This is a genomic window from Geodermatophilus africanus (assembly GCF_900107105.1).
In the GTDB taxonomy this organism is placed as follows: domain Bacteria; phylum Actinomycetota; class Actinomycetes; order Mycobacteriales; family Geodermatophilaceae; genus Geodermatophilus; species Geodermatophilus africanus.
Genome location: NZ_FNOT01000003.1, coordinates 392,499 through 411,349, shown reverse-complemented (window position 1 = coordinate 411,349; position 18,851 = coordinate 392,499). Strand labels below are relative to the sequence as shown.

Sequence of the window (18,851 nt, the reverse complement as noted above, 5' to 3'; positions counted from 1 at the left end):
GCTCCTGCCGTCAGCGGAAGATCACGTTGAGGACGACGACCATCACCAGCGCGATGCCGGCCAGCTTGGTCGGCGACTGGTACCAGGGCAGCCGGTGCGCGTCGGGGTCGGTGCGCTGCTCCCTCGGCGTCTCGGAGTAGACGAGGCCGGCGAGCTGGGCGACCGGCTTGGGCGCGGTGACCTGGCTGACCACCACGCTGACGACGATGTCGACGACGAACGCGGCGCTTGCGGCGACGAAGCTCGCACCCTGGCCGCCGAGGGGCAGCACGCCCAGCGACGCCGTCCCGAACGCGTCCTCGCTGAGGAAGGCGACGACGACGGCGGCCAGCGTCCCGGACACCAGGCCCATCCAGCCGGCGGTCGGCGTCATCCGCTTCCAGAACATGCCGAGGATGAAGGTCGCGAACAGCGGCGCGTTGAAGAAGCCGAACAGCGTCTGCAGGTAGTCCATCAGGTTCGTGTAGCCCGAGGCGATGATCGCCGTCCCGATGGCGGCCACGGTGGCCCCGACCGTCGCCCACCGGCCGACGGCGAGGTAGTAGGAGTCGGGCCGGTCCTTGCGCACGTACTGCTGCCACAGGTCGTAGCTGAAGACGGTGTTGAAGGCGGAGATGTTGGCCGCCATGCCGGCCATGAACGCCGCGAGCAGGCCGGCGAGGGCGACGCCGAGCAGTCCGTTGGGCAGGGTGTCGCGGATCAGCAGCAGGATCGAGTTGTTGTAGTCGAAGTCCGTGGCCGACGCGGCGCGGGCCTCGACGACCTCCGGCACCAGGACCGTGGCGATGATGCCGGGGATCACGACGATGAACGGCACGAACATCTTCGGGAAGGCGCCGATGATCGGGGTGCTGCGCGCGGCCGACATCGACTTCGTCGCCATCGCCCGCTGGACCTCGACGAAGTTCGTCGTCCAGTAACCGAAGGACAGCACGAACCCGAGGCCGAAGACGATGCCGATGACCGACAACACCGGGCTGCCGATGCCCGACAGCTCGGTGGCCGGCCACGAGGTGAGCTCCTCACCGCGGCCGGCGTCGGTGACCCGGTCGACGAGCCCGCCGACGCCGCCGACCCGGCTGAGGCCGATGAGGGTCAGCGGCAGCAGCGCGGCGACGATGACGAAGAACTGCAGGACCTCGTTGTAGATGGCCGCCGACAGCCCGCCGAGGGTGATGTAGCTGAGCACCACGGCCGCGGCGACGATGAGCGAGAGCCACAGCGGCCAGCCCAGCAGCGCCTCGACGATGGTGGCCAGCAGGTAGAGGTTGATGCCGGCGATGAGGATCTGGGCGACGGCGAAGCTCAGCGCGTTGACCAGGTGGGCGCCGGTGCCGAACCGGCGGCGCATGAACTCCGGGACGCTGCGGACCTTCGACCCGTAGTAGAAGGGCATCATCACCACGCCCAGGAACAGCATGGCCGGGACCGCGCCGATCCAGAAGTAGTGCATGGTGCTCATGCCGTACTGCGCGCCGTTGGCCGACATGCCGACGATCTCGACGGCGCCGAGGTTGGCCGAGATGAACGCCAGGCCGGTCACCCAGGCGGGCAGCGAGCGGCCGGACAGGAAGAAGTCGAGGCTGTCGGACACCCGCCTGCGAGCAGCGAAGCCGATCAGCAGGACGACGGCGAAGTAGGCGGCGACGAGCAGGTAGTCGACGAACGAGGCGTCGAGACGCAGGGTGTCCACGGGCGGGACCTCCTCTGGGGGCAGGTGGTCAGGCCAGGCGTCGGGCGCCTGTGGAGGGCACGACCGCGAAGGCCCGCGGCGGGGGGAAGCCCTGCTGCGCGAAGCGGTCGTCGATCGCCCGCGCCACGTCGTCGGTGCGGCCGGCGTCGACCAACACCACGGCGCTGCCGCCGAACCCGCCGCCCACCATGCGGGCGCCGGCGGCGCCGGCCTCCCGGGCGGTGGCCACGGCGGTGTCGAGCTCGACGGTGGAGATCTCGAAGTCGTCGCGCAGCGAGGCGTGGCCGGCGGTGAGCACCGGCCCGATCGCCGCGGGATCCGGGGTCTCGCGCAGGATCCGCACGACCTCCAGCACCCGCGCGTTCTCGGTGACGATGTGCCGCGCCCGCTTCAGCAGCACGGTCCCCTCGGGGGTGCCGTCGTCGAGCGGGGCCAGCGCGGCCACGTCCGGGACGTCGCGCAGCGCCCGCACCCCGAGCCGCTCGGCGGCCTGCTCGCACTCGCGGCGCCGGTCGCCGTAGCCGCCGGTGGCGTGGTCGTGCGTCGTCCCGGTGTCGACGACGAGCAGCTCCAGCCCGGCGGCCCGCAGGTCCAGCGGCACCTGCTCGGTGCTGCGGTCGCGGGTGTCGAGGAACAGCGCGTGGCCAGGGGTGCACAGCAGCGACGCGGACTGGTCGAGGATCCCGGTGGGCGCGCCCACGAAGTCGTTCTCGGCCCGCCGGGCGACGTCCACCAGGTCGGCGACGGCGAGGTCGGGGGCGGCGAGGTCGCGCAGCGCCAGCGCCACCGAGCACGACAGGGCAGCGGACGACGACAGCCCCATCCCCGCCGGGACGTCGCCGTCGACCAGCACGCTCACCCCGCCGGGCACCCGCTCGCGCAGCGCGTGGACGACGCCCGCCGGGTAGCCCGCCCAGCCGCCGGGACGGCCGGGCGCCAGCTCGACGACCGACACCTCCACCCGCTCCCCCGGGTGCTGCGCGGAGACCAGCGCCACCAGCCCGTCGTCCCGCCGGGCGACCGCGGCGCGGGTGGTGTGCGGCAGGGCCACCGGCAGCACGAAGCCGTCGTTGTAGTCGGTGTGCTCGCCGATGACGTTCACCCGTCCGGGCGCGGCCCAGACCCCCTCGGGCGGCCCGCCGAACGCCTCGGCGAACGCCTCGCGGGCCGCGTCCGCCGCCGTCACCGGGTCGTCCGTTCGGCTCCGGGCTCGCTCCGCTCCTCGGTCCGCCACCCGGGTCGCCTCCGCGCTCGCTCCGCTCCTAGCTCGCGGCTCGCTGCGATGCTCACCCACTGTCGGCTCCTGGGCATCTCCCTGCGATGCTCACTCGCCCGTCGTCCTCACACCCACGCTCCGCAGCTGCTCGGCGACGTCCTCCGGGACCGTGTCGGTGATGAACGCCCCCATGCCGGACTCCGAGCCGGCCAGGTACTTCAGCTTCCCGGGTGCCCGGCGCAGCGAGAACAGCTGCAGGTGCAGCCACCAGTCCTCGCGGCCGCGGCCGACCGGCGCCTGGTTCCAGGAGGCGATGTAGGGCATCGGGGTGTCGAAGCGGCGGGCGAAGCGGCCCAGCACGTCGAGGTAGAGCCCGGCCAGCGCGTCGCGCTCGGCGGCCGTGAGCGCGGGCAGGTCGGGCACCCGGCGGTGCGGGAACACTTGTAACTCGTAGGGCCAGCGCGCGGCGGCCGGCACGAACGCCGTCCAGTGCTCGTTGGCGGTGACCACGCGGGGCCCGGCGCGCTCGGCGGCGAGCACGTCGGCGAACAGGTCGCCGCCGGTCTCCCGCCGGTGCCGCTCGACCGAGGCCAGCACCTCCGCCACCCGGGGCGCCACGAACGGGTAGGCGTAGATCTGCCCGTGGGGGTGGGAGAGGGTGACCCCGATCTCCTCGCCGGAGTTCTCGAAGACGTAGACCTGCTCGACCCCGTCGATGTCCGACAGCTCGGCAGTGCGCTCGGCCCACACGTCGACGACCAGCCGGGCCCGGTCGGCGCCGAGGGTGGCGAAGGACCGGTCGTGCTCGCTGGTGAAGACCACGACCTCGCAGCGGCCGAAGCCCGGGCGCAGCTCGGACAGCGGGGCGCCGGGCGCGGTCGCGGGGACGTCGCGCTCGACCGCCGTCGCCAGGGACGGGAACCGGTTCTCGAACACGACGACCTGGTAGTCGGCCTCCGGCACCTCGGTGGGCTCCCTGCCCGGCCGGGTGGGGCACAGCGGGCAGAGGTCCGCCGGGGGCAGGAAGGTCCGCGTCTGCCGGTGCGAGGCCAGGACCACCCACTCACCGAGCAGCGGGTCCCAGCGCAGCTGCGAGCGGGTGCTGACCGGGGGCAGGTCGCGGGGGTCCTCGGCGGTGCGCGGCGGTGCGGTGTCCCCGGCGTCGAAGTAGAGGATCTCCCGGCCGTCGGCCAGCCGACGACTCGTCCGGATCACGAGGGTGGACCTGCCTTCCCGCCGCTCGTGACTGTCCGTGAACGGCGTCCCGACGCTAGACCCACCCCCAGCCCCCCGGCCACTCCGGTGGGCCGCGGACGGCGAGAGCCCCCGGTCAGGCAACCGGGGGCTCTCGCGCGCGTAGCCCCGAAGGGATTCGAACCCTCGCTACCGCCGTGAGAGGGCGGCGTCCTGGGCCGCTAGACGACGGGGCCGTGCGGCGTCCATCGTGCCACGGGCCGTCGGCGACCTGCGTACCGGCCTACCGGGCCCGGGGACGACGAGAGCCCCCGGCCGGGGGGCCGGGGGCTCTCGCGCGCGTAGCCCCGAAGGGATTCGAACCCTCGCTACCGCCGTGAGAGGGCGGCGTCCTGGGCCGCTAGACGACGGGGCCGTGCAGGTGGTGCGGTCGTGCTGAGGAACGTTGTTCCAGGCAACAGCTTCCTCGCTGGGGTACCAGGACTCGAACCTAGACTAACGGAACCAGAAACCGTCGGGCTGCCAATTACCCCATACCCCAAGGGTGGTGCTGCACCTCGCGGCGCTGGGCACCAGCATACCCGACGGCCGGGAGCGGTCCCGGCACCCCCCACGGTGACGGTGGTCGCAGGTCGAACGCCGCGCTGCGCACCTCCGGCCGCAGCCGCCGGCGGGTCCGGGCGACCAGGGCGACGTAGGCGGCCATGGCCAGCAGGTCGACGAGCACGACCAGCAGCCCGGCGCCGGCCGGCACCTCGTCAGTGGGCACCCCCTCCCCCAGCGCGCCGGCCAGGACGAAGACCACCACGTTGTTGACCGTGTGCAACACGATCGCCGCCTCGAGCCCGCCGGTCAGCCAGACGACGGCCGAGGCGGCCAGGCCGAAGGCGAAGCGGTCGAGGAAGACGGTCGGCTCGAACTGGCCGTGCGCGGCCGAGAACAGCAGCGCGGTGAGCACCCCGGCGACGACCGGCCCGACCACGGGCTCGCGGAGCCACCCGGCGATCGCCTGGCTCAGGTACCCGCGGAAGACGTACTCCTCAGCCGCGGACTGCACCGGCGTGGTCAGGAGGACCACCAGGAGCAGCCACCAGAACCCCGGGATCGGCCCGGTCACCTCGCCGTCGGCGACGAGCAGGCTGAGCAGCACGGCCACGGCGATCCCGACGCCGAGCGTGCCGAACGCGAACAGCGTGTACGGCGCGACCAGCCGCCAGCGCAGCCGGGCCAGCACCGACGACGACCAGCCGGTCCGCATGCCGTGCGCGGCGACCCAGGACAGCCACACGCACGGGATGGCCACGGCCAGCGAGAGGTTGGTGAGCAGCAGCAGGCCGGGGTCGGTGAGGTCGGTCGGGTCGATCTGCGTCGGGTCGGGGAGGACCCCGGCCGCCAACCCCGCGAAGACGACCACCACCGTCGCCACGAGGTAGACCACGACGAACAGCAGCAAGCCCAGCAGCGGCCGCCACCAGCGCCACGTGCGGCTGCGCATGGCGAGCAGGAACTCGGCCGGCTCGTCGTGCGGCGGGGTGCCCGGCGCCGGCTCCCACCGCATGCCCGGCGGCGGCGCCGGCGGCCCCCACGGCGGGGCGGGCCCCCAGGGCGGGGCGGTGTGCGGGAGGGACTGCAGCGGCACCGGCCCGAGCGGCCACGGGACCGGGCCGGCCGCCGTCCCCGGGACGGGTGACGCGTGCACGCCGTGCAGCGCCCCGGGGACGTACGGCGGCGCTCCGTAGGGCCCGGTCGGCGGCGGCCCCTGGTAGGGCTCGTCGTCCGGCAGGGCCCGGTCGGGCGGTCCCGCCGCGCTCACCCGGTCACCCGGGGACGGCGACCCGCGCCGCGGCGAGGCGGGCGAGGGTGCGCTCGCGGCCCAGCAGCTCGATCGACTCGTACAGCGGCGGCGACACCGTGCGGCCGCTGACCGCGACGCGCACCGGGCCGAACGCCTGGCGCGGCTTGCGGCCCAGCCCCTCGACGAGCGCCTCCTTCAGGGCCGTCTCGATGGCGGCCGTCGTCCAGTCGGGCAGCTCGCGCAGCGCGGTCTGCGCGGCGTCGAGCACCTCGGCCGCCTCCGGACCGGCCAGCTGCTTGGCGGCGGCCGCCGGGTCGACCTCGACGTCCTCGACGAACAGGAAGCCGAGCAGGCCCACGGCGTCCGAGAGCACGATCATGCGCTCCTGGGCCAGCGGGGCGATGGCCCCGAGGACGCGCCGCTGCTCGGCCGTCGGCGGGTCGGCGACCAGCCCGGCGCGCGCCAGGAACGGCACGACGCGCTCGGTGAAATCCTCCACCGGCAGCGCGCGCAGGTGGGTGGCGTTGATCGCCTCGGCCTTCCTGAGGTCGAAGCGGGCCGGGTTGGCGCTGACCCGGGTGACGTCGAAGGCCTCGGCCATCTCGGCCATCGAGAAGACGTCGCGGTCCTCGGCGATCGACCAGCCCAGCAGCGCGAGGTAGTTGGCGAAGCCCTCGGGGACGAAGCCGCGCTCGCGGTAGACGTCGACGTTGGACTGCGGGTCGCGCTTGGAGAGCTTCTTGTTGCCCTCCCCCGTGACGTAGGGCAGGTGTCCGAAGCGCGGCGCGCCGGAGGCCACGCCGATGTCGGTCAGCGCGGCGTACAGCGCCAGCTGCCGCGGCGTGGAGGGCAGCAGGTCCTCGCCGCGCAGCACGTCGGTGATGCCCATCAGGGCGTCGTCGACCGGGTTGACGAACGGGTAGAGCGGGACGCCGTTGGCCCGGACGACGACGAAGTCGGGCACCGAGCCCGCGGCGAACCTGATCTCGCCGCGCACCAGGTCGGTCCAGGTGAGGTCCTCGTCGGGCATCCGCAGCCGCAGCACCGGCTCGCGGCCCTCGGCGCGGAAGGCCGCCTTCTGCTCGTCGGTGAGGAACCGGTCGGCGTTGTCGTAGCCGAGCTTCGGGTCCTGCCCCGCGGCCAGCCGGCGGGCCTCCACCTCCTCGTTGGTGGAGAAGGACTCGTAGGCGTGCCCCGCGGCCAGCAGCGCCTGGGCGACCTCGCGGTAGACCTCGTGCCGCTCGGACTGCCGGTACGGCCCGTGCGGGCCGCCCACCTCCGGGCCCTCGTCCCACTCCAGGCCCAGCCAGCGCAGGCTGTCGAGCAGGTGCCGGTAGGACTCCTCGGAGTCGCGGGAGGCGTCGGTGTCCTCGATGCGGAAGACGAACGTGCCGCCGGTGTGCCGGGCGTGCGCCCAGTTGAACAGCGCCGTCCGGAGCAGGCCGACGTGCACCATGCCCGTCGGTGACGGGCAGAACCGGGTGCGGACGCCGGTCGTGGAGGGGGACGTCATCGCAGGCCGCCGGCGGTGGAGGCGGTATCGGCCCCGGAGACGCCGTTGGTCAGCGACCCCAGACCCTCGATGCTGCACTCGACCCGCTGGCCGGGCGCGATCGGCCCGACGCCGGCGGGGGTGCCGGTGAGCACGACGTCACCGGGCAGCAGGGTCATCACCTGGGAGATGGAGGAGACCAGAGTCGGGACGTCGAAGAGCAGCTGGCTGGTGCGCCCGGACTGGCGCAGCTCGCCGTCCACCGTGCAGGTGACCTCGAGGTCGGCGGGGTCCTTGCCCAGCCCGGCGAGGTCGGTCTCGATCCACGGGCCCAGCGGGCAGAAGGAGTCGAAGCCCTTGGCGCGGGTCCACTGCCCGTCGGCCTTCTGCATGTCCCGCTCGGTGACGTCGTTGGCGATCGTGTAGCCGAAGACACTGCCCGGGACCTGCTCCGGGGTGAGGTTGCGCGCCCCGCGGGCCCCGATGACGACGGCGAGCTCCACCTCGTGGTGGACGTTGGTGCTGCCCGGCGGGATGCGGATGGCGTCGCCGGGGCCGATGACCGACGTCGACGGCTTGAGGAACAGCAGCGGCCGCTCGGGGGCGTCCCCCGTGTTCATCTCCCGGACGTGCTCGGCGTAGTTCTTGCCGACGCAGACCACCTTGCTCGGCAGGATCGGCGAGAGCAGCCGGACGTCGGCGCGCGGGAAGCGCTGGCCGGTGAAGGAGATGGTGCCGAACGGGTGGCCCTCGATCTGGGCGACCTGGCCGTCCCCGTCGAGGACGCCGAAGGACATGCCCGAGGGCGAGGCGAAGCGGACGATGCGCACGCTCCGAGGCTAGTCGGCGTTCTCCCGCGCGCCCCCGCCGAGGAGGACCTAGCGTGCCCCCATGGCCTGCCGTTTCTCCGAGCTGGTGGTGGACAGCCGGGACCCGGAGTCGCTGGCGGCCTTCTGGGCGGAGGTCCTCGGGTACGAGGTCCTCGACCGGGAGGAGGACGGCGCCGTGGAGATCGGCCCGGCGGCCGGCTTCGGCGGTCCGGCGCCGACGATCGTGTTCGCACCGGTGGCCGAGCCGACACCGGGCAAGGTGCGGCTGCACGTCGACGTCAGTCCCACCGACCGCGACCAGGACGCCGAGCTGGCACGGCTGCTCGCGCTGGGGGCCACCCGGGCGAGCGTCGGCCAGTCCGGCGACGAGAGCTGGCACGTGCTCGCCGACCCGGAGGGCAACGAGTCCTGCCTGCTGCGCCGTCGCCTCGCCCCACTGTGACCGACTCCTGAGAGGAGACCGACATGATCCTGATCGTCATCAAGATGCCCGTGCGGCCCGACCGCATCGACGAGTTCCGGACCCACGCCGACGAGTACGCCCGCGCGGTCAACGCCGAGAAGGGCAGCCTGTTCTTCGAGTGGTCCCGCAGCGTCGAGGACCCGAACACCTTCGTCTGCATCGAGGGCTTCCAAGACTCCGCGGCCGGTGCCTCGCACGTGGCCACCCCGCACGCCAAGGCCGCCTTCGACTGGATGTCGGACCTGGTCGCCGAGCAGCCGCAGATCATCTACATCGACGCCCCGGAGGTCAGCGGCTTCGGCCCCATGGGCGAGGTCGAGCCCAGGGGCTGAGCAGCCCGGCTCCCGGCCGAGGTGGACCGGTCGCGGGGGCCCGCAGGGTCCCCCGACCGGGACACGGGCAGCGGCTCGGCGGCGGCCGGCGACGGCACCCGGCCGCGGTGTCGGCCGTTAGGCTGACCGCGTCATCGCCGGATGCGTCGTTCCCGCGCAACCGGCGGGGCACCTGCGAGAGTGATCACGTGACCCGCGCTCTCGCGGTGCTGACGTGCCTCGCGCTGCTGACCGTCGTCGTCGAGGCGACCGACGACCCGCACCCGCTGCTCGCGGTCGCCCTCGGCACGACGTTCGCGGCGCACGCGCTCGTCGCGCTCCCCTGGCTGGCCGGTCAGCCGGTGCCGCGCCGGTACTGGCTGACCGCCGGCCACGTGTGCCTGCAGATGCCGCTCGGCGTGCTGCTGTTCGGGGCGGCGCACGCCGGTGTCGGGGCGACGCTGCTGCTGCTCGTGCTGGTCGCGCAGAGCGTGCTGCTCCTGCCGTTGCCCGCCGCCGCCGTCGTCACCGCGCTGGTCCCGCTGGTGCACCTGGGGATGGGGTGGGCGGACTTCGCGCGCAACGGCCTGGGGCTGCTGGGCGCCGCGGTGTTCACCGCGGTCGTCACCGCGCTGCTCCAGCGCGAGCAGCGGGCCCGGGCCGAGCTGGCCGAGGCCAACGAGCGGCTGCGCGGGTACGCCGCCCAGGCCGAGGAGCTGGCGACCACGCGGGAGCGCAACCGGCTGGCGCGCGACATCCACGACGGTCTCGGTCACCACCTGACGGTCGTGCAGATGCAGGTGCAGGCCGCCCGCGCGGTGCTGTCGTCGGACCCCGGGCGCGCCGACGCCGTCCTGGCGAAGGCGCAGCAGCAGGCCAGCGACGCACTGGCCGAGGTGCGGCGGTCGGTGGCCGCGCTGCGCGGGCCCCGGACGGCGCCGCCGCTGCGCGTCGCGCTCGAGGCCCTGACCGCGGAGGTCGCCGCGGCCGGCGTCCCGGCCACGCTGGAGGTCGTCGGGACCGAGCGGCCGCTGCCCGCGGAGGCCGAGGAGTCCCTGTTCCGGTCGGCGCAGGAGGGGCTGACCAACGTCGGCAAGCACGCGGCGGCCGGCTCCGCGCGGGTGACCCTGACCTACGGCGACGACGGGACGGTGCGGCTGCGGGTGCGGGACGACGGCTGCGGCCTGCCGGCCGGTGGGCAGGGCCCCGAGCCGGGCGGCTTCGGCCTGGTCGGGCTGCGCGAGCGGGCGGCGCGCGCGGGCGGGCACCTGAGCGTGGCGTCGGTCCCGGGCGGGGGCACCGAGCTGCTGGTCGAGGTGCCGGGGTGAGCGCCGTCCGGGTGCTGGTGGTCGACGACCAGGCGCTGTTCCGCGAGGCGCTGGGCACCCTGCTGGGCGCCCGGCCGGAGATCGAGGTGGTCGGCGAGGCCGGGGACGGGCACCAGGCGCTGGAGCGGGCGGCCGCGCTGGCGCCCGACGTGGTCCTCATGGACCTGCACATGCCGGTGCTCGACGGGATCGGCGCGACCCGGCGGCTCCGGGTCGAGCAGCCCGGCGTGCGGGTGCTGGCGCTGACGACCTTCGACGACGACGAGGACGTCTTCGCCGCGCTGCGGGCCGGCGCGCTGGGCTACCTGCTCAAGGACGTCTCCGCCGACCGCCTGGTCGAGGCGGTGCAGGCCGCCGCGCGCGGGGAGTCGGTGCTCCAGCCGTCGGTGGCGGCGAAGGTGGTGGCCCGCTTCGCGCAGCTGGACGACGCACCGCGCCCCCGGCCGCAGCCGCTGGTCGTGCCGCTGTCCGACCGGGAGCTCGACGTCCTCCGCCTGCTGGCCGACGGGCGCAGCAACCGGGAGATCGCGACGGCGCTGTTCCTGGCGGAGGGCACGGTCAAGAACCACGTCACCAACGTGCTGGCCAAGCTCGGCGCGCGTGACCGCACCCAGGCCGCGCTGCGCGCCCGCGCCCTCGACCTGCTCTGAGGGTCATGCCGGGAGGTGACCGGCGACCGTGACGTCCGGCACCTGGCAGGGACGCCGCGGCGCCCGACGCTCTGCGACATGACGACGCAGCACACCCGCACCCGGAGCCGGCACACCTGGCACCTCGTCCGCCACTACCTGGAGATGGTCGTGGCGATGGTGGTCGGGATGGTGGTCCTGGGCCCGGTCGAGAGCCTCGTCTGGCCCGGCCTGGACGACCGGGTCGACGTGCACGCCCTGGTCATGGCCACCAACATGGCCGTCGCGATGGCCGCCTGGATGCGCTTCCGCGGCCACTCCTGGCCGGCGATCACCGAGATGTCCGCGGCGATGTACTTGCCCTTCGCCGCGCTGCTGGTCCCCTACTGGGCCGGCGCCGTGTCGGGCTCGTTCGTCTTCACGGCCGGGCACGTGCTCATGCTCCCGGCCATGGCGCTGGCGATGTGGTGGCGCCTCGACGAGTACCGGCACTGACACACCGTCGACCTACCGGCCGACACCGCGGCACAGGTGCCGTCCCCGCGGCGCTGAGCCCCATTCCGAGTCCCGGTCGGGAGGCCTCCGGCCCCCGCGACCGGGACTCGGTTCAGCGGTGGCGGACGGCGTAGGTGAGGGCGTCGACCAGGGCGTGCCAGGAGGCCTCGACGATGTTCGAGTGCACCCCGACGGTGGTCCACTCCCCCACTCCGTCGGTCGTGTCGATCAGCACGCGCGTGGTCGCGCTGGTGCCGCCCTTCCAGCCGAGGATGCGGACCTTGTAGTCGGCCAGCGACACGTCGGCCAGCTGCGGGTGCCGGCTGACGAGCGCCTGCCGCAGCGCATTGTCCAGCGCGTTGACGGGGCCGTTGCCCTCGCCGGTGCTGATGACCCGCTGCCCGTCGACGTGCACCTTGACCGTGGCCTCGCTCATGACCTGGCCGTCGCCCGAGTGCTCGACGGTGGTCCGGTAGCTCTCCAGCTCGAACAGCGGCGGCGGTGCGTCGGGCAGCTCGGCGCGCAGCAGCAGCTCGAAGGAGGCGTCGGCGGCCTCGAACGACCAGCCGTCGGCCTCGAGCACCTTGACCCGGTCGACGACCCGGCCGATCACCTCGCCGTGTCCGTCGAGGTCGACGCCGAGCTCGCGGCCCTTGAGCTCCACCGACGCCCGGCCCGCCATCTCGGTGACCAGGATGCGCATGTCGTTGCCGACGACCTCGGGTTCCAGGTGGTTGTACAGCTCGGGGCTGACCTTGATGGCACTGGCGTGCAGGCCGGCCTTGTGCGCGAACGCCGAGGCGCCGACGTAGGGCTGGTGCTCGTCCGGGGCGATGTTGGCCAGCTCGGCGATGGCGTGGCTGACCCGCTGCAGCTCGGTCAGGCAGCCCGGAGGCACGACCGGCAGGCCCATCTTGGTGACCAGGTTGGCGACCAGCGCGAAGGTGTCGGCGTTGCCGGCGCGCTCGCCGTAGCCGTTCGCCGTCCCCTGCACGTGGGTGACCCCGGCCTCGACCGCGGCCAGGGTGTTGGCCACGGCGCAGCCGGTGTCGTCCTGGCAGTGGATGCCGAGCCTGCCCTCGACCCGCGTCCGGACGTCGGCGACGACCCGCCCGACGCCCATCGGCAGCATCCCGCCGTTGGTGTCGCACATGACCCCGACCTCGGCCCCGGCCGCGAACGCCGTCCGCAGCACCTCGACGCCGTAGTCCCGGTCGGCCGCGTAGCCGTCGAAGAAGTGCTCGCAGTCGAGGAACACCCGCCGGCCGTGCCGGACGAGGAACGCGACGGTGTCGTGCACCATCGCGAGGTTCTCCTCGAGCGTCGTCCGCAGTGCCTCGCGCACGTGCCGGACGTCGGACTTCGCGACCAGGCAGACCACCGGCGTCTCGGCGTCGAGCAGCGCGCGCACCTGCGGGTCGTCCTCGACGCGGACGCCGGCCCTGCGGGTGGAGCCGAACGCCACCAGCTGGGCGTGCCGCAGCTTGAGCTCGGTGCGGGCGCGGGCGAAGAACTCGGTGTCCTTGGGCAGCGCCCCCGGCCAGCCGCCCTCGATGAAGCCGACGCCGATCTCGTCGAGCAGCCGGGCGACGGCCAGCTTGTCGGCGACGGAGTAGCTCACGCCCTCGCGCTGGGCGCCGTCGCGCAGCGTGGTGTCGAAGACGTGGAAGTCGGTGTCGGTGGCCATGACGAGCTCCTGGTCGGCGGGCGGGGCCCCGGCAAACAAAAAGACCCCCCGGGAACGGGAGGTCTGCGCGCAGTCGGGGAGGTGACTGCGCGCTAGGCGATGATGATCGAGCCGGTGCGGGACATCGGGTCGAGTAAACCACGCCGGCCGGGCAGGTCCTACGGTCCGCGGGCCGGACGACGATCGGCGGGCCCGGCCCCGAGGCGCACGCCAGGCCCGCCGCCACCGCGGCCGAGCCGGCCCGGGTCAGCCGGGGCCGGGAGCCAGCCCCTCCACCACCGCGGCCATGTCGACGGCGGCCGGGTCCGGCACCCGCCCGGCGGCCGCCGTCAGCGCCTCGCGGACGGCGCCGGTGACGACGTCGGACACCCCGGCCGAGCGCAGCGCGGCCAGGATCAGCCCGCTGTCCTTGAGCGCCCCGGTCAGCGAGAAGCCGACCGGGTGGTCCCCGGCGATCATCGCCGCACCCTTGACCCGGGCGAACGGGACGTCGAGGTGGCCGCCGTCGATCACCCGGAAGAAGTCCTCCGGGTCCAGCCCCAGCCCGCGGGCCAGCGCCACCGACTGGGCGGTGCCGGCGACCAGCGCGAGCACCCAGGCGTTGCAGACCAGCTTCAGCCGGGTCCCGGCCCCCGCAGCACCGAGCCAGAGGGTCCGGCGGCCCAGCGCCTCGAACACCGGCGCCAGCCGCGGCCGGGCGTCGTCCGGACCGGAGGCTAGCAGCACCAGCTGCCCCTCCTCCGCCGGCTTGCGGGTGCCCTGCACCGGGCAGTCCACCAGCACCAGGCCGAGCTCGCGGGCGACGCCGGCCAGCCGGTCGACGTCCTCGAGGCCGACCGTCGAGGACTGCAGCCAGAGCGTGCCCGGGGCCGGCGCGGCCCGGCGGACCACCTCCTCGACCGCACCGGCGTCGAAGAGCACCGTGAGGACGACGTCGGCACCGGCGGCGGCCTCGGCCGGCGAGCCGCACACGACGGCTCCCGGGCCGCCGAGCGCCCGCGCCTTGGCCGGATCCCGGTTCCACAGCCGCACGGGCAGCCCCGCCCGGACCAGCGACCGGGCCATGCCCGAGCCCATCCCCCCGGTCCCGAGCACGGCGACGACCGGGCCGGACGCCCCGCGATGCCGCCGCGCGGCGTCCGGCTCCGGCTGCGCCGCGGGACGCCCGGGGGTCCCGGGCGCCGGGGAGGACGGCTCCGCCACCCCTGGGCCGGTCACTCGACGAGCGCCACCGCGCGGGTGGGCCCGCCGTGGGCGCCACGGACCTTGAGCGGGAAGCCGACGAAGGTGAACCGGCGGTCGACCACCTGGTCGAGGTTGGCCAGGTTCTCGTAGTGGGTGATGTGCTCCCGGCGGCACATCATGTGCACCGGGTAGGTCCTGCTCGCCGGGTTGTCCGGCGTCGGGCTGTCCACCCCGAAGGTCTTCACCCCGCGCTGCACGATCCACTCCGCCGCCGACTCCCCGAGGCCGGGGAAGTCGGTGAGGTAGCGCTTGTCCCCGACGTACCGGTTCCAGGTCGCGGTGTGGAACAGCACGATGTCCCCGCGCTGCACCTGCACCGGCGACTCGGCCTCGATCCGGTCGAGGTCCTCGGCGGTGATGTCGGTGTTCGGCTGGAAGCCCGTGACGTCGAGGCACACGGCGGGGCCGTAGAACAGGTCCAGCGACATTTGGTCGATGGTCTCCGCGCCCGGCGTCGGGTCGAGGTGGGAGAACGAGTCGACGTGGGTGGGGCCGTTGTCGTTGAGTATGAAGCCGGTCGTCTGGAACGAGAACCCGCCCTCGAAGCGAGGAGCGGTCTCCTCGTGGGTGGCGTGCTCGAACTGCACGGTCTTGAGGTGACCGGGGTAGACCTTCATCCCCTCGTAGATGTCCTGGGACAGGTCGATGATCTGCATGCGCTCTCCTCGGCACGGGGGACGGGCGGTGACGGGTCCTGCAGGGGTGACGACGGTGTGGCCCTCGTCGGGGCGGCCCCCTGCAGGGTCCCGCCGCGAGCGTGCGAGTGGCGGGGGGCAGGGGGTCCTTCACGGGGGGGCGAGGGGGTCCTTTGTTCAGGTCACGCGTTCCACCCTCCCGCTGAGCGCGGACCGCGTGATCGCCTCGAACGCTCTCACGGTGGCGCGCACGTCGGCCGGGGTGACGGGGTACTCGGCCCGGCCCTCCACGGCGTCGGCGAAGCGCTCGAGGTTGTCCCGGACGGCGGGGGCGGGCGGGACGAACCGCGTGCTGGGCTGGCCGTCCCGGTGGCGGGTCGTGACGTCCCAGCCGGCCGGCGCCTCGGGGTGCGCGCGGTCCCGGATCTCCATCCAGCCCTCGGACCCGAGCACGCACATCCGGCCGATGAACGGCGTGGTGAGGATGGCGGTGATGCTCGCCGTCCCGCCGCCGGCGAAGCCGAGGGTCACCGACAGGGTGTCGCCGTTGCCGAACGACGTGGCGCGGGTGGCCAGCCGGGCCCACACCTCGACCGGCTCTCCGAGCACGCTCACGGCGAGGTCCACGAGGTGGATGCCGGTCGCCGACAGCGGGCCGACGGGGGCCTCCACGCTCGACAGCCGCCAGTTGTCCGGGGGCAGCGCCAGGAACTTGTCCTGGCTGAAGTTCCCCTCGAACACCAGGGGCGTGCCCAGGTCGCCCGAGCGGCACCGGTCCTGCAGCTCCACCACCGGCGGCTCGAAGCGCCGTTCGTGCCCGACGCCCAGCTGGACGCCGGCCGCCGCCACGGCCGCGAGGGCCACGTCGGCGTCGGCGACGGTGGTGCTGAAGGGCTTCTCGCAGAAGACGTGCTTGCCGGCCTCGGCGGCCGCGACGATCTGCGCGGAGTGGAACCGGTGCGGGGAGCAGAGGACGACGGCCTCGACCGCGGGGTCGGCCAGCGCCTCCTGCAGGTCGGCCGTCGTCGGCAGCCCCCGGGCCTCGGCGCGCGCCCGCCCGGCCGGCTCGGGGTCCACGGCGAGCACCGGCCGCACCCGCGCGCTGTCGGTCAGCTCGTCGAGGACCTTCTGCCCCCACCAGCCCAGCCCGACCACGGCTACATCCACGGCGTCCACCCCCGCCCGGCGCGGGCCGTCCCGGCGGACACTCAGCCCTCCAGCTTGAGCAGCTTGGCGGCGGTCGCGCTGCGGATCAGGTCCTTGTCGTCCTCGCTCAGGCCGCGGACGCCGTCGATCTGGCCCAGCGGGTCGTAGTGACCCATGTCGAACGGGTAGTCGGTGCCGATGACGACGTGGTCGGGCCCCATCTGCTGCACCAGGAACTCGAGGTGGACCGAGTCGAACACCAGGCAGTCGACGAAGACCTGCTTGAGGTACGTGCTCGGCGGCCGGGTGATGTGGTGGCGGCCCTCGGGGCGCAGCTCGTAGGAGTGGTCGATGCGGGAGGAGTAGAAGGGCAGGAACCCGCCGCCGTGGACCAGGCACAGCTTGAGCGCCGGGTGCTCCTCGAGGACGCCGCCGTGGATGATGCGGTTGATCGCGACCGTGGTGTCCAGCGGGTTTCCGATCACGTTGGTCATGTAGTACTTCTGCAGCCGCTCGCCGTGCGTGAAGCCGTTCGGGTGCAGCATGACGACGACGTCGAGCTCCTCGGCCTTGGCGAAGAACGGCCGGAACCGCGGGTCGTCGAGGTCGAGCCCGAAGACGTTGGTGTTGATCTCGACGCCGCGGAAGTCCAGCTCGCGGACGCAGTGCTCCAGCTCCCGGACCGCCGACGAGACGTCCTGCAGCGGCACGGTGGCGAGGCCGACGAAGCGGTCCGGGTGGTCGTGCACGATCGAGGCCAGGTTCTCGTTCTGCATCCGCGCGAGCGTCCGGCCGAGCTCGACGTCGGTCCAGTAGTAGTACTGCGGCGGGGCCACCGAGATCGCCTGCACGTCGATGCCCATGGCGTCCATGTCGGCCAGGCGCACCTCGACGTCGGTGAGCTTGGGCATGATCTCGGCGGTGTGCCCGGGCTGGTACTCGTTGGTCTCCCGGCCCGCCCAGTAGCTGAACGGCTCGTACTGCGGCTCCATGAGCCCCTGCACGAGCTCCAGGCAGGCGGGGGTGAAGACGTGGGCGTGGATGTCGACGGTGCGGCCGGGCATGGGGTCCTCTCGGGGGTGTGGTCGAGCGGTCGGTCAGACGGTGGGGGCGTACACCTCGGGCGCCCACGGCAGGTCGGCCCCGGCGTACTTGGCGGCCCGGACGTCGCCGGAGCGGGCGTGCCCCTCGAACAGCTCCACCCGCGACGCGCGACCGCACAGCTCGCCGAGGGCGGCGCTGGCCGCCCGGTCGGTGACCTCCTGGTACGTCACCGTCCGGAGGTACTTCCCGACCCACAGCCCGCCGGTGTACCGGGCGGCCCCCCGCGTGGGGAGGACGTGGTTGGTGCCGATCACCTTGTCGCCGTAGGACACGCAGGTGCCCTCACCCAGGAAGAGCGCGCCGTAGTTGCGCATCTGCTCCAGCGCCCGGCGGGGCTCCTCGGTGAGGATCTGCACGTGCTCGCTGGCGAACTCGTCGGCCAGCCGGTAGGCCTCGTCCAGGTCGTCGACGACGAGCACCTGGCCGTGGTCGCGCCAGGCGGGCCCGGCCATGTCGTTGGTCGGCATCCCGGGGAGCAGCCGCTCGACGTGCGCCATGGCGGCGTGCGCGACGTCCTCGGACGTGGTGATCAGCACCGCCGGTGAGTCCGGGCCGTGCTCGGCCTGGCTGAGCAGGTCGACGGCGACGACGAACGGGTCGGCGCTGTCGTCGGCGACCACGAGGATCTCCGTGGGGCCGGCGAACAGGTCGATGCCGACCTCGCCGAACAGCTGCCGCTTGGCCTCGGCGACGTAGGCGTTCCCGGGGCCGGCCAGCAGGTCCACCTTGCCGATGGTCTCGGTGCCGACGGCCATCGCGGCCACGGCCTGCACCCCGCCCAGCAGGAGGACATCGTCGGCCCCGGCCAGGTGCATGGCGGCGACCGTGGCGGCGGGGACCTGGCCGCGGATGGGCGGGGTGCACGCCGTCACCCGCTGCACCCCGGCCACCTTCGCGGTCACCACGGTCATGTGCGCCGACGCCGTCAGCGGGTACCGGCCACCCGGCACGTAGGCGCCCGTCGCCGCGATCGGCAGGTGCTTCTGCCCGAGGAACACCCCCGGCTGGGTCTCCACCTCGAACGCGGCCATCGACTCGAGCTGGCGCTCGGCGAACGAGCGGACGTTGGCCTGCACCGTCCGGATGTCTTCGACCACCTGGGCGGGGACCGCGGCGACGATGCGCTCGACCTCCTCCGGGCCCAGGCGGAAGCTCTCCGGGGACCACCGGTCGAACCGCTCCGAGTACTCCCGCACCGCCTCGTCGCCCCGGGCGCGCACGTCGGCGATGACGCCGGCCACCACCTCGGCCACCTCGGGGGATCCCTGCCGCGGGGCGCCGGGGGCCGCCGCCTTCTTCAACTGCCTGATCATCGGTGTGCTCCAGGTCACGTCGGGGTCTGCATCGTGTTGTGCATACCTAGTCATGTCAAGACACAGCCCGGCGGTAGCGCTTCTGAGACGCGGTCGGCTCATCGCAGACGTGGAGAAGCGCCAGCTCAGGCAGCTAGGAAGCAGACGCGCTCCGCCCCGGGAAGCGACACCGGGCCGAGGCCCGGACGGGCGTCACCCGAGGGGATGACGGCAGGACTGCTTGACGTATGCACACCGGGAGTGCACAGTTCCGGCCCGTATACGTGGTCTCGGTC

Annotated in this window: 17 protein-coding genes and 3 tRNA genes; 5 read left to right on the top strand and 15 right to left on the bottom strand. The window is 73.6% G+C overall.

The genetic code is table 11. The annotated features are described in order from the left end of the window. Positions 1-10 precede the first annotated feature (10 nt). The 9 genes from BLW63_RS07225 to BLW63_RS07185 all read right to left on the bottom strand — a co-directional run bounded on the left by BLW63_RS07225 (position 11) and on the right by BLW63_RS07185 (position 8,220). Entirely contained in the window at positions 11-1,693 is a 1,683-nt protein-coding gene (locus BLW63_RS07225; protein WP_091152950.1) for a sodium:solute symporter family protein, read from the bottom strand. Between the two features lie 28 nt (positions 1,694-1,721). Beyond that, positions 1,722-2,879: a galactokinase gene (gene galK / locus BLW63_RS07220; RefSeq protein ID WP_091152948.1), complete on the bottom strand. Its 1,158-nt coding sequence runs from the start codon at positions 2,877-2,879 to the stop codon at positions 1,722-1,724. A 138-nt stretch (positions 2,880-3,017) separates the two neighbouring features. After that, on the bottom strand, positions 3,018-4,124 hold the full coding sequence (galT, locus tag BLW63_RS07215) for a galactose-1-phosphate uridylyltransferase (protein ID WP_091152946.1): 1,107 nt from the start codon (positions 4,122-4,124) through the stop codon (positions 3,018-3,020). 142 nt (positions 4,125-4,266) lie between these two features. Beyond that, positions 4,267-4,339, bottom strand: a tRNA-Glu gene (locus BLW63_RS07210). Positions 4,340-4,445: 106 nt separating this feature from the next. Next, positions 4,446-4,518 (bottom strand) — tRNA-Glu (locus BLW63_RS07205). Between the two features lie 54 nt (positions 4,519-4,572). Continuing rightward, positions 4,573-4,644: transfer RNA gene (locus BLW63_RS07200), tRNA-Gln, on the bottom strand. Continuing rightward, complete coding sequence (locus BLW63_RS07195; RefSeq protein WP_091152944.1) at positions 4,630-5,916, bottom strand: CPBP family intramembrane glutamic endopeptidase; 1,287 nt, start codon at positions 5,914-5,916, stop codon at positions 4,630-4,632. The genes BLW63_RS07200 and BLW63_RS07195 overlap by 15 nt, the downstream gene beginning before the upstream one ends. Positions 5,917-5,920: 4 nt before the next feature. Continuing rightward, positions 5,921-7,411, bottom strand: coding sequence for a glutamate--tRNA ligase (gene gltX / locus BLW63_RS07190; protein ID WP_091152942.1), 1,491 nt, complete (start codon positions 7,409-7,411; stop codon positions 5,921-5,923). Continuing rightward, positions 7,408-8,220 (bottom strand): fumarylacetoacetate hydrolase family protein, encoded by an 813-nt coding sequence (locus BLW63_RS07185; protein ID WP_091152940.1) that lies wholly within the window; start codon positions 8,218-8,220, stop codon positions 7,408-7,410. Before BLW63_RS07185 ends, gltX begins: the two co-directional genes overlap by 4 nt. 61 nt (positions 8,221-8,281) lie before the next feature. Here BLW63_RS07185 and BLW63_RS07180 point away from each other — a divergent pair, with 61 nt between their 5' ends. The 5 genes from BLW63_RS07180 (at position 8,282) to BLW63_RS07160 (ending at position 11,446) form a co-directional block, all read left to right on the top strand. Beyond that, positions 8,282-8,662 carry a VOC family protein gene (locus tag BLW63_RS07180; protein WP_091152938.1) on the top strand — a complete coding sequence of 127 codons (381 nt, stop codon included), beginning with the start codon at positions 8,282-8,284 and terminating at the stop codon, positions 8,660-8,662. 23 nt (positions 8,663-8,685) lie between these two features. Beyond that, positions 8,686-9,015 (top strand): putative quinol monooxygenase, encoded by a 330-nt coding sequence (locus tag BLW63_RS07175; protein WP_091152936.1) that lies wholly within the window; start codon positions 8,686-8,688, stop codon positions 9,013-9,015. A 188-nt stretch (positions 9,016-9,203) separates the two neighbouring features. Further along, the gene (locus tag BLW63_RS07170; protein WP_091152934.1) at positions 9,204-10,322 is read left to right on the top strand and encodes a sensor histidine kinase; all 1,119 of its coding nucleotides are present in this window, start codon (positions 9,204-9,206) and stop codon (positions 10,320-10,322) included. Then, positions 10,319-10,972 (top strand): response regulator, encoded by a 654-nt coding sequence (locus tag BLW63_RS07165; RefSeq protein WP_091152932.1) that lies wholly within the window; start codon positions 10,319-10,321, stop codon positions 10,970-10,972. Before BLW63_RS07170 ends, BLW63_RS07165 begins: the two co-directional genes overlap by 4 nt. 78 nt (positions 10,973-11,050) lie before the next feature. Next, the gene (locus BLW63_RS07160; RefSeq protein ID WP_091153222.1) at positions 11,051-11,446 is read left to right on the top strand and encodes a hypothetical protein; all 396 of its coding nucleotides are present in this window, start codon (positions 11,051-11,053) and stop codon (positions 11,444-11,446) included. Positions 11,447-11,558: 112 nt separating this feature from the next. Here BLW63_RS07160 and cimA read toward each other — a convergent pair whose 3' ends face one another. The 6 genes from cimA to hisD all read right to left on the bottom strand — a co-directional run bounded on the left by cimA (position 11,559) and on the right by hisD (position 18,576). After that, positions 11,559-13,133 (bottom strand): citramalate synthase, encoded by a 1,575-nt coding sequence (gene cimA / locus BLW63_RS07155; RefSeq protein ID WP_091152930.1) that lies wholly within the window; start codon positions 13,131-13,133, stop codon positions 11,559-11,561. A 246-nt stretch (positions 13,134-13,379) separates the two neighbouring features. Further along, positions 13,380-14,228 (bottom strand): NAD(P)-dependent oxidoreductase, encoded by an 849-nt coding sequence (locus tag BLW63_RS07150; protein ID WP_244522412.1) that lies wholly within the window; start codon positions 14,226-14,228, stop codon positions 13,380-13,382. Between the two features lie 119 nt (positions 14,229-14,347). Beyond that, a complete protein-coding gene (locus BLW63_RS07145) occupies positions 14,348-15,034 on the bottom strand; it encodes a cyclase family protein (RefSeq protein WP_091152928.1) in 687 nt (228 codons plus the stop codon). Positions 15,035-15,190: 156 nt separating this feature from the next. Continuing rightward, complete coding sequence (locus BLW63_RS07140; protein WP_091153219.1) at positions 15,191-16,180, bottom strand: Gfo/Idh/MocA family protein; 990 nt, start codon at positions 16,178-16,180, stop codon at positions 15,191-15,193. Between the two features lie 41 nt (positions 16,181-16,221). Beyond that, positions 16,222-17,223, bottom strand: coding sequence for an amidohydrolase family protein (locus tag BLW63_RS07135; protein WP_091152926.1), 1,002 nt, complete (start codon positions 17,221-17,223; stop codon positions 16,222-16,224). A 33-nt stretch (positions 17,224-17,256) separates the two neighbouring features. Continuing rightward, positions 17,257-18,576 (bottom strand): histidinol dehydrogenase, encoded by a 1,320-nt coding sequence (gene hisD / locus BLW63_RS07130; protein ID WP_091152925.1) that lies wholly within the window; start codon positions 18,574-18,576, stop codon positions 17,257-17,259. Positions 18,577-18,851: the final 275 nt, after the last annotated feature.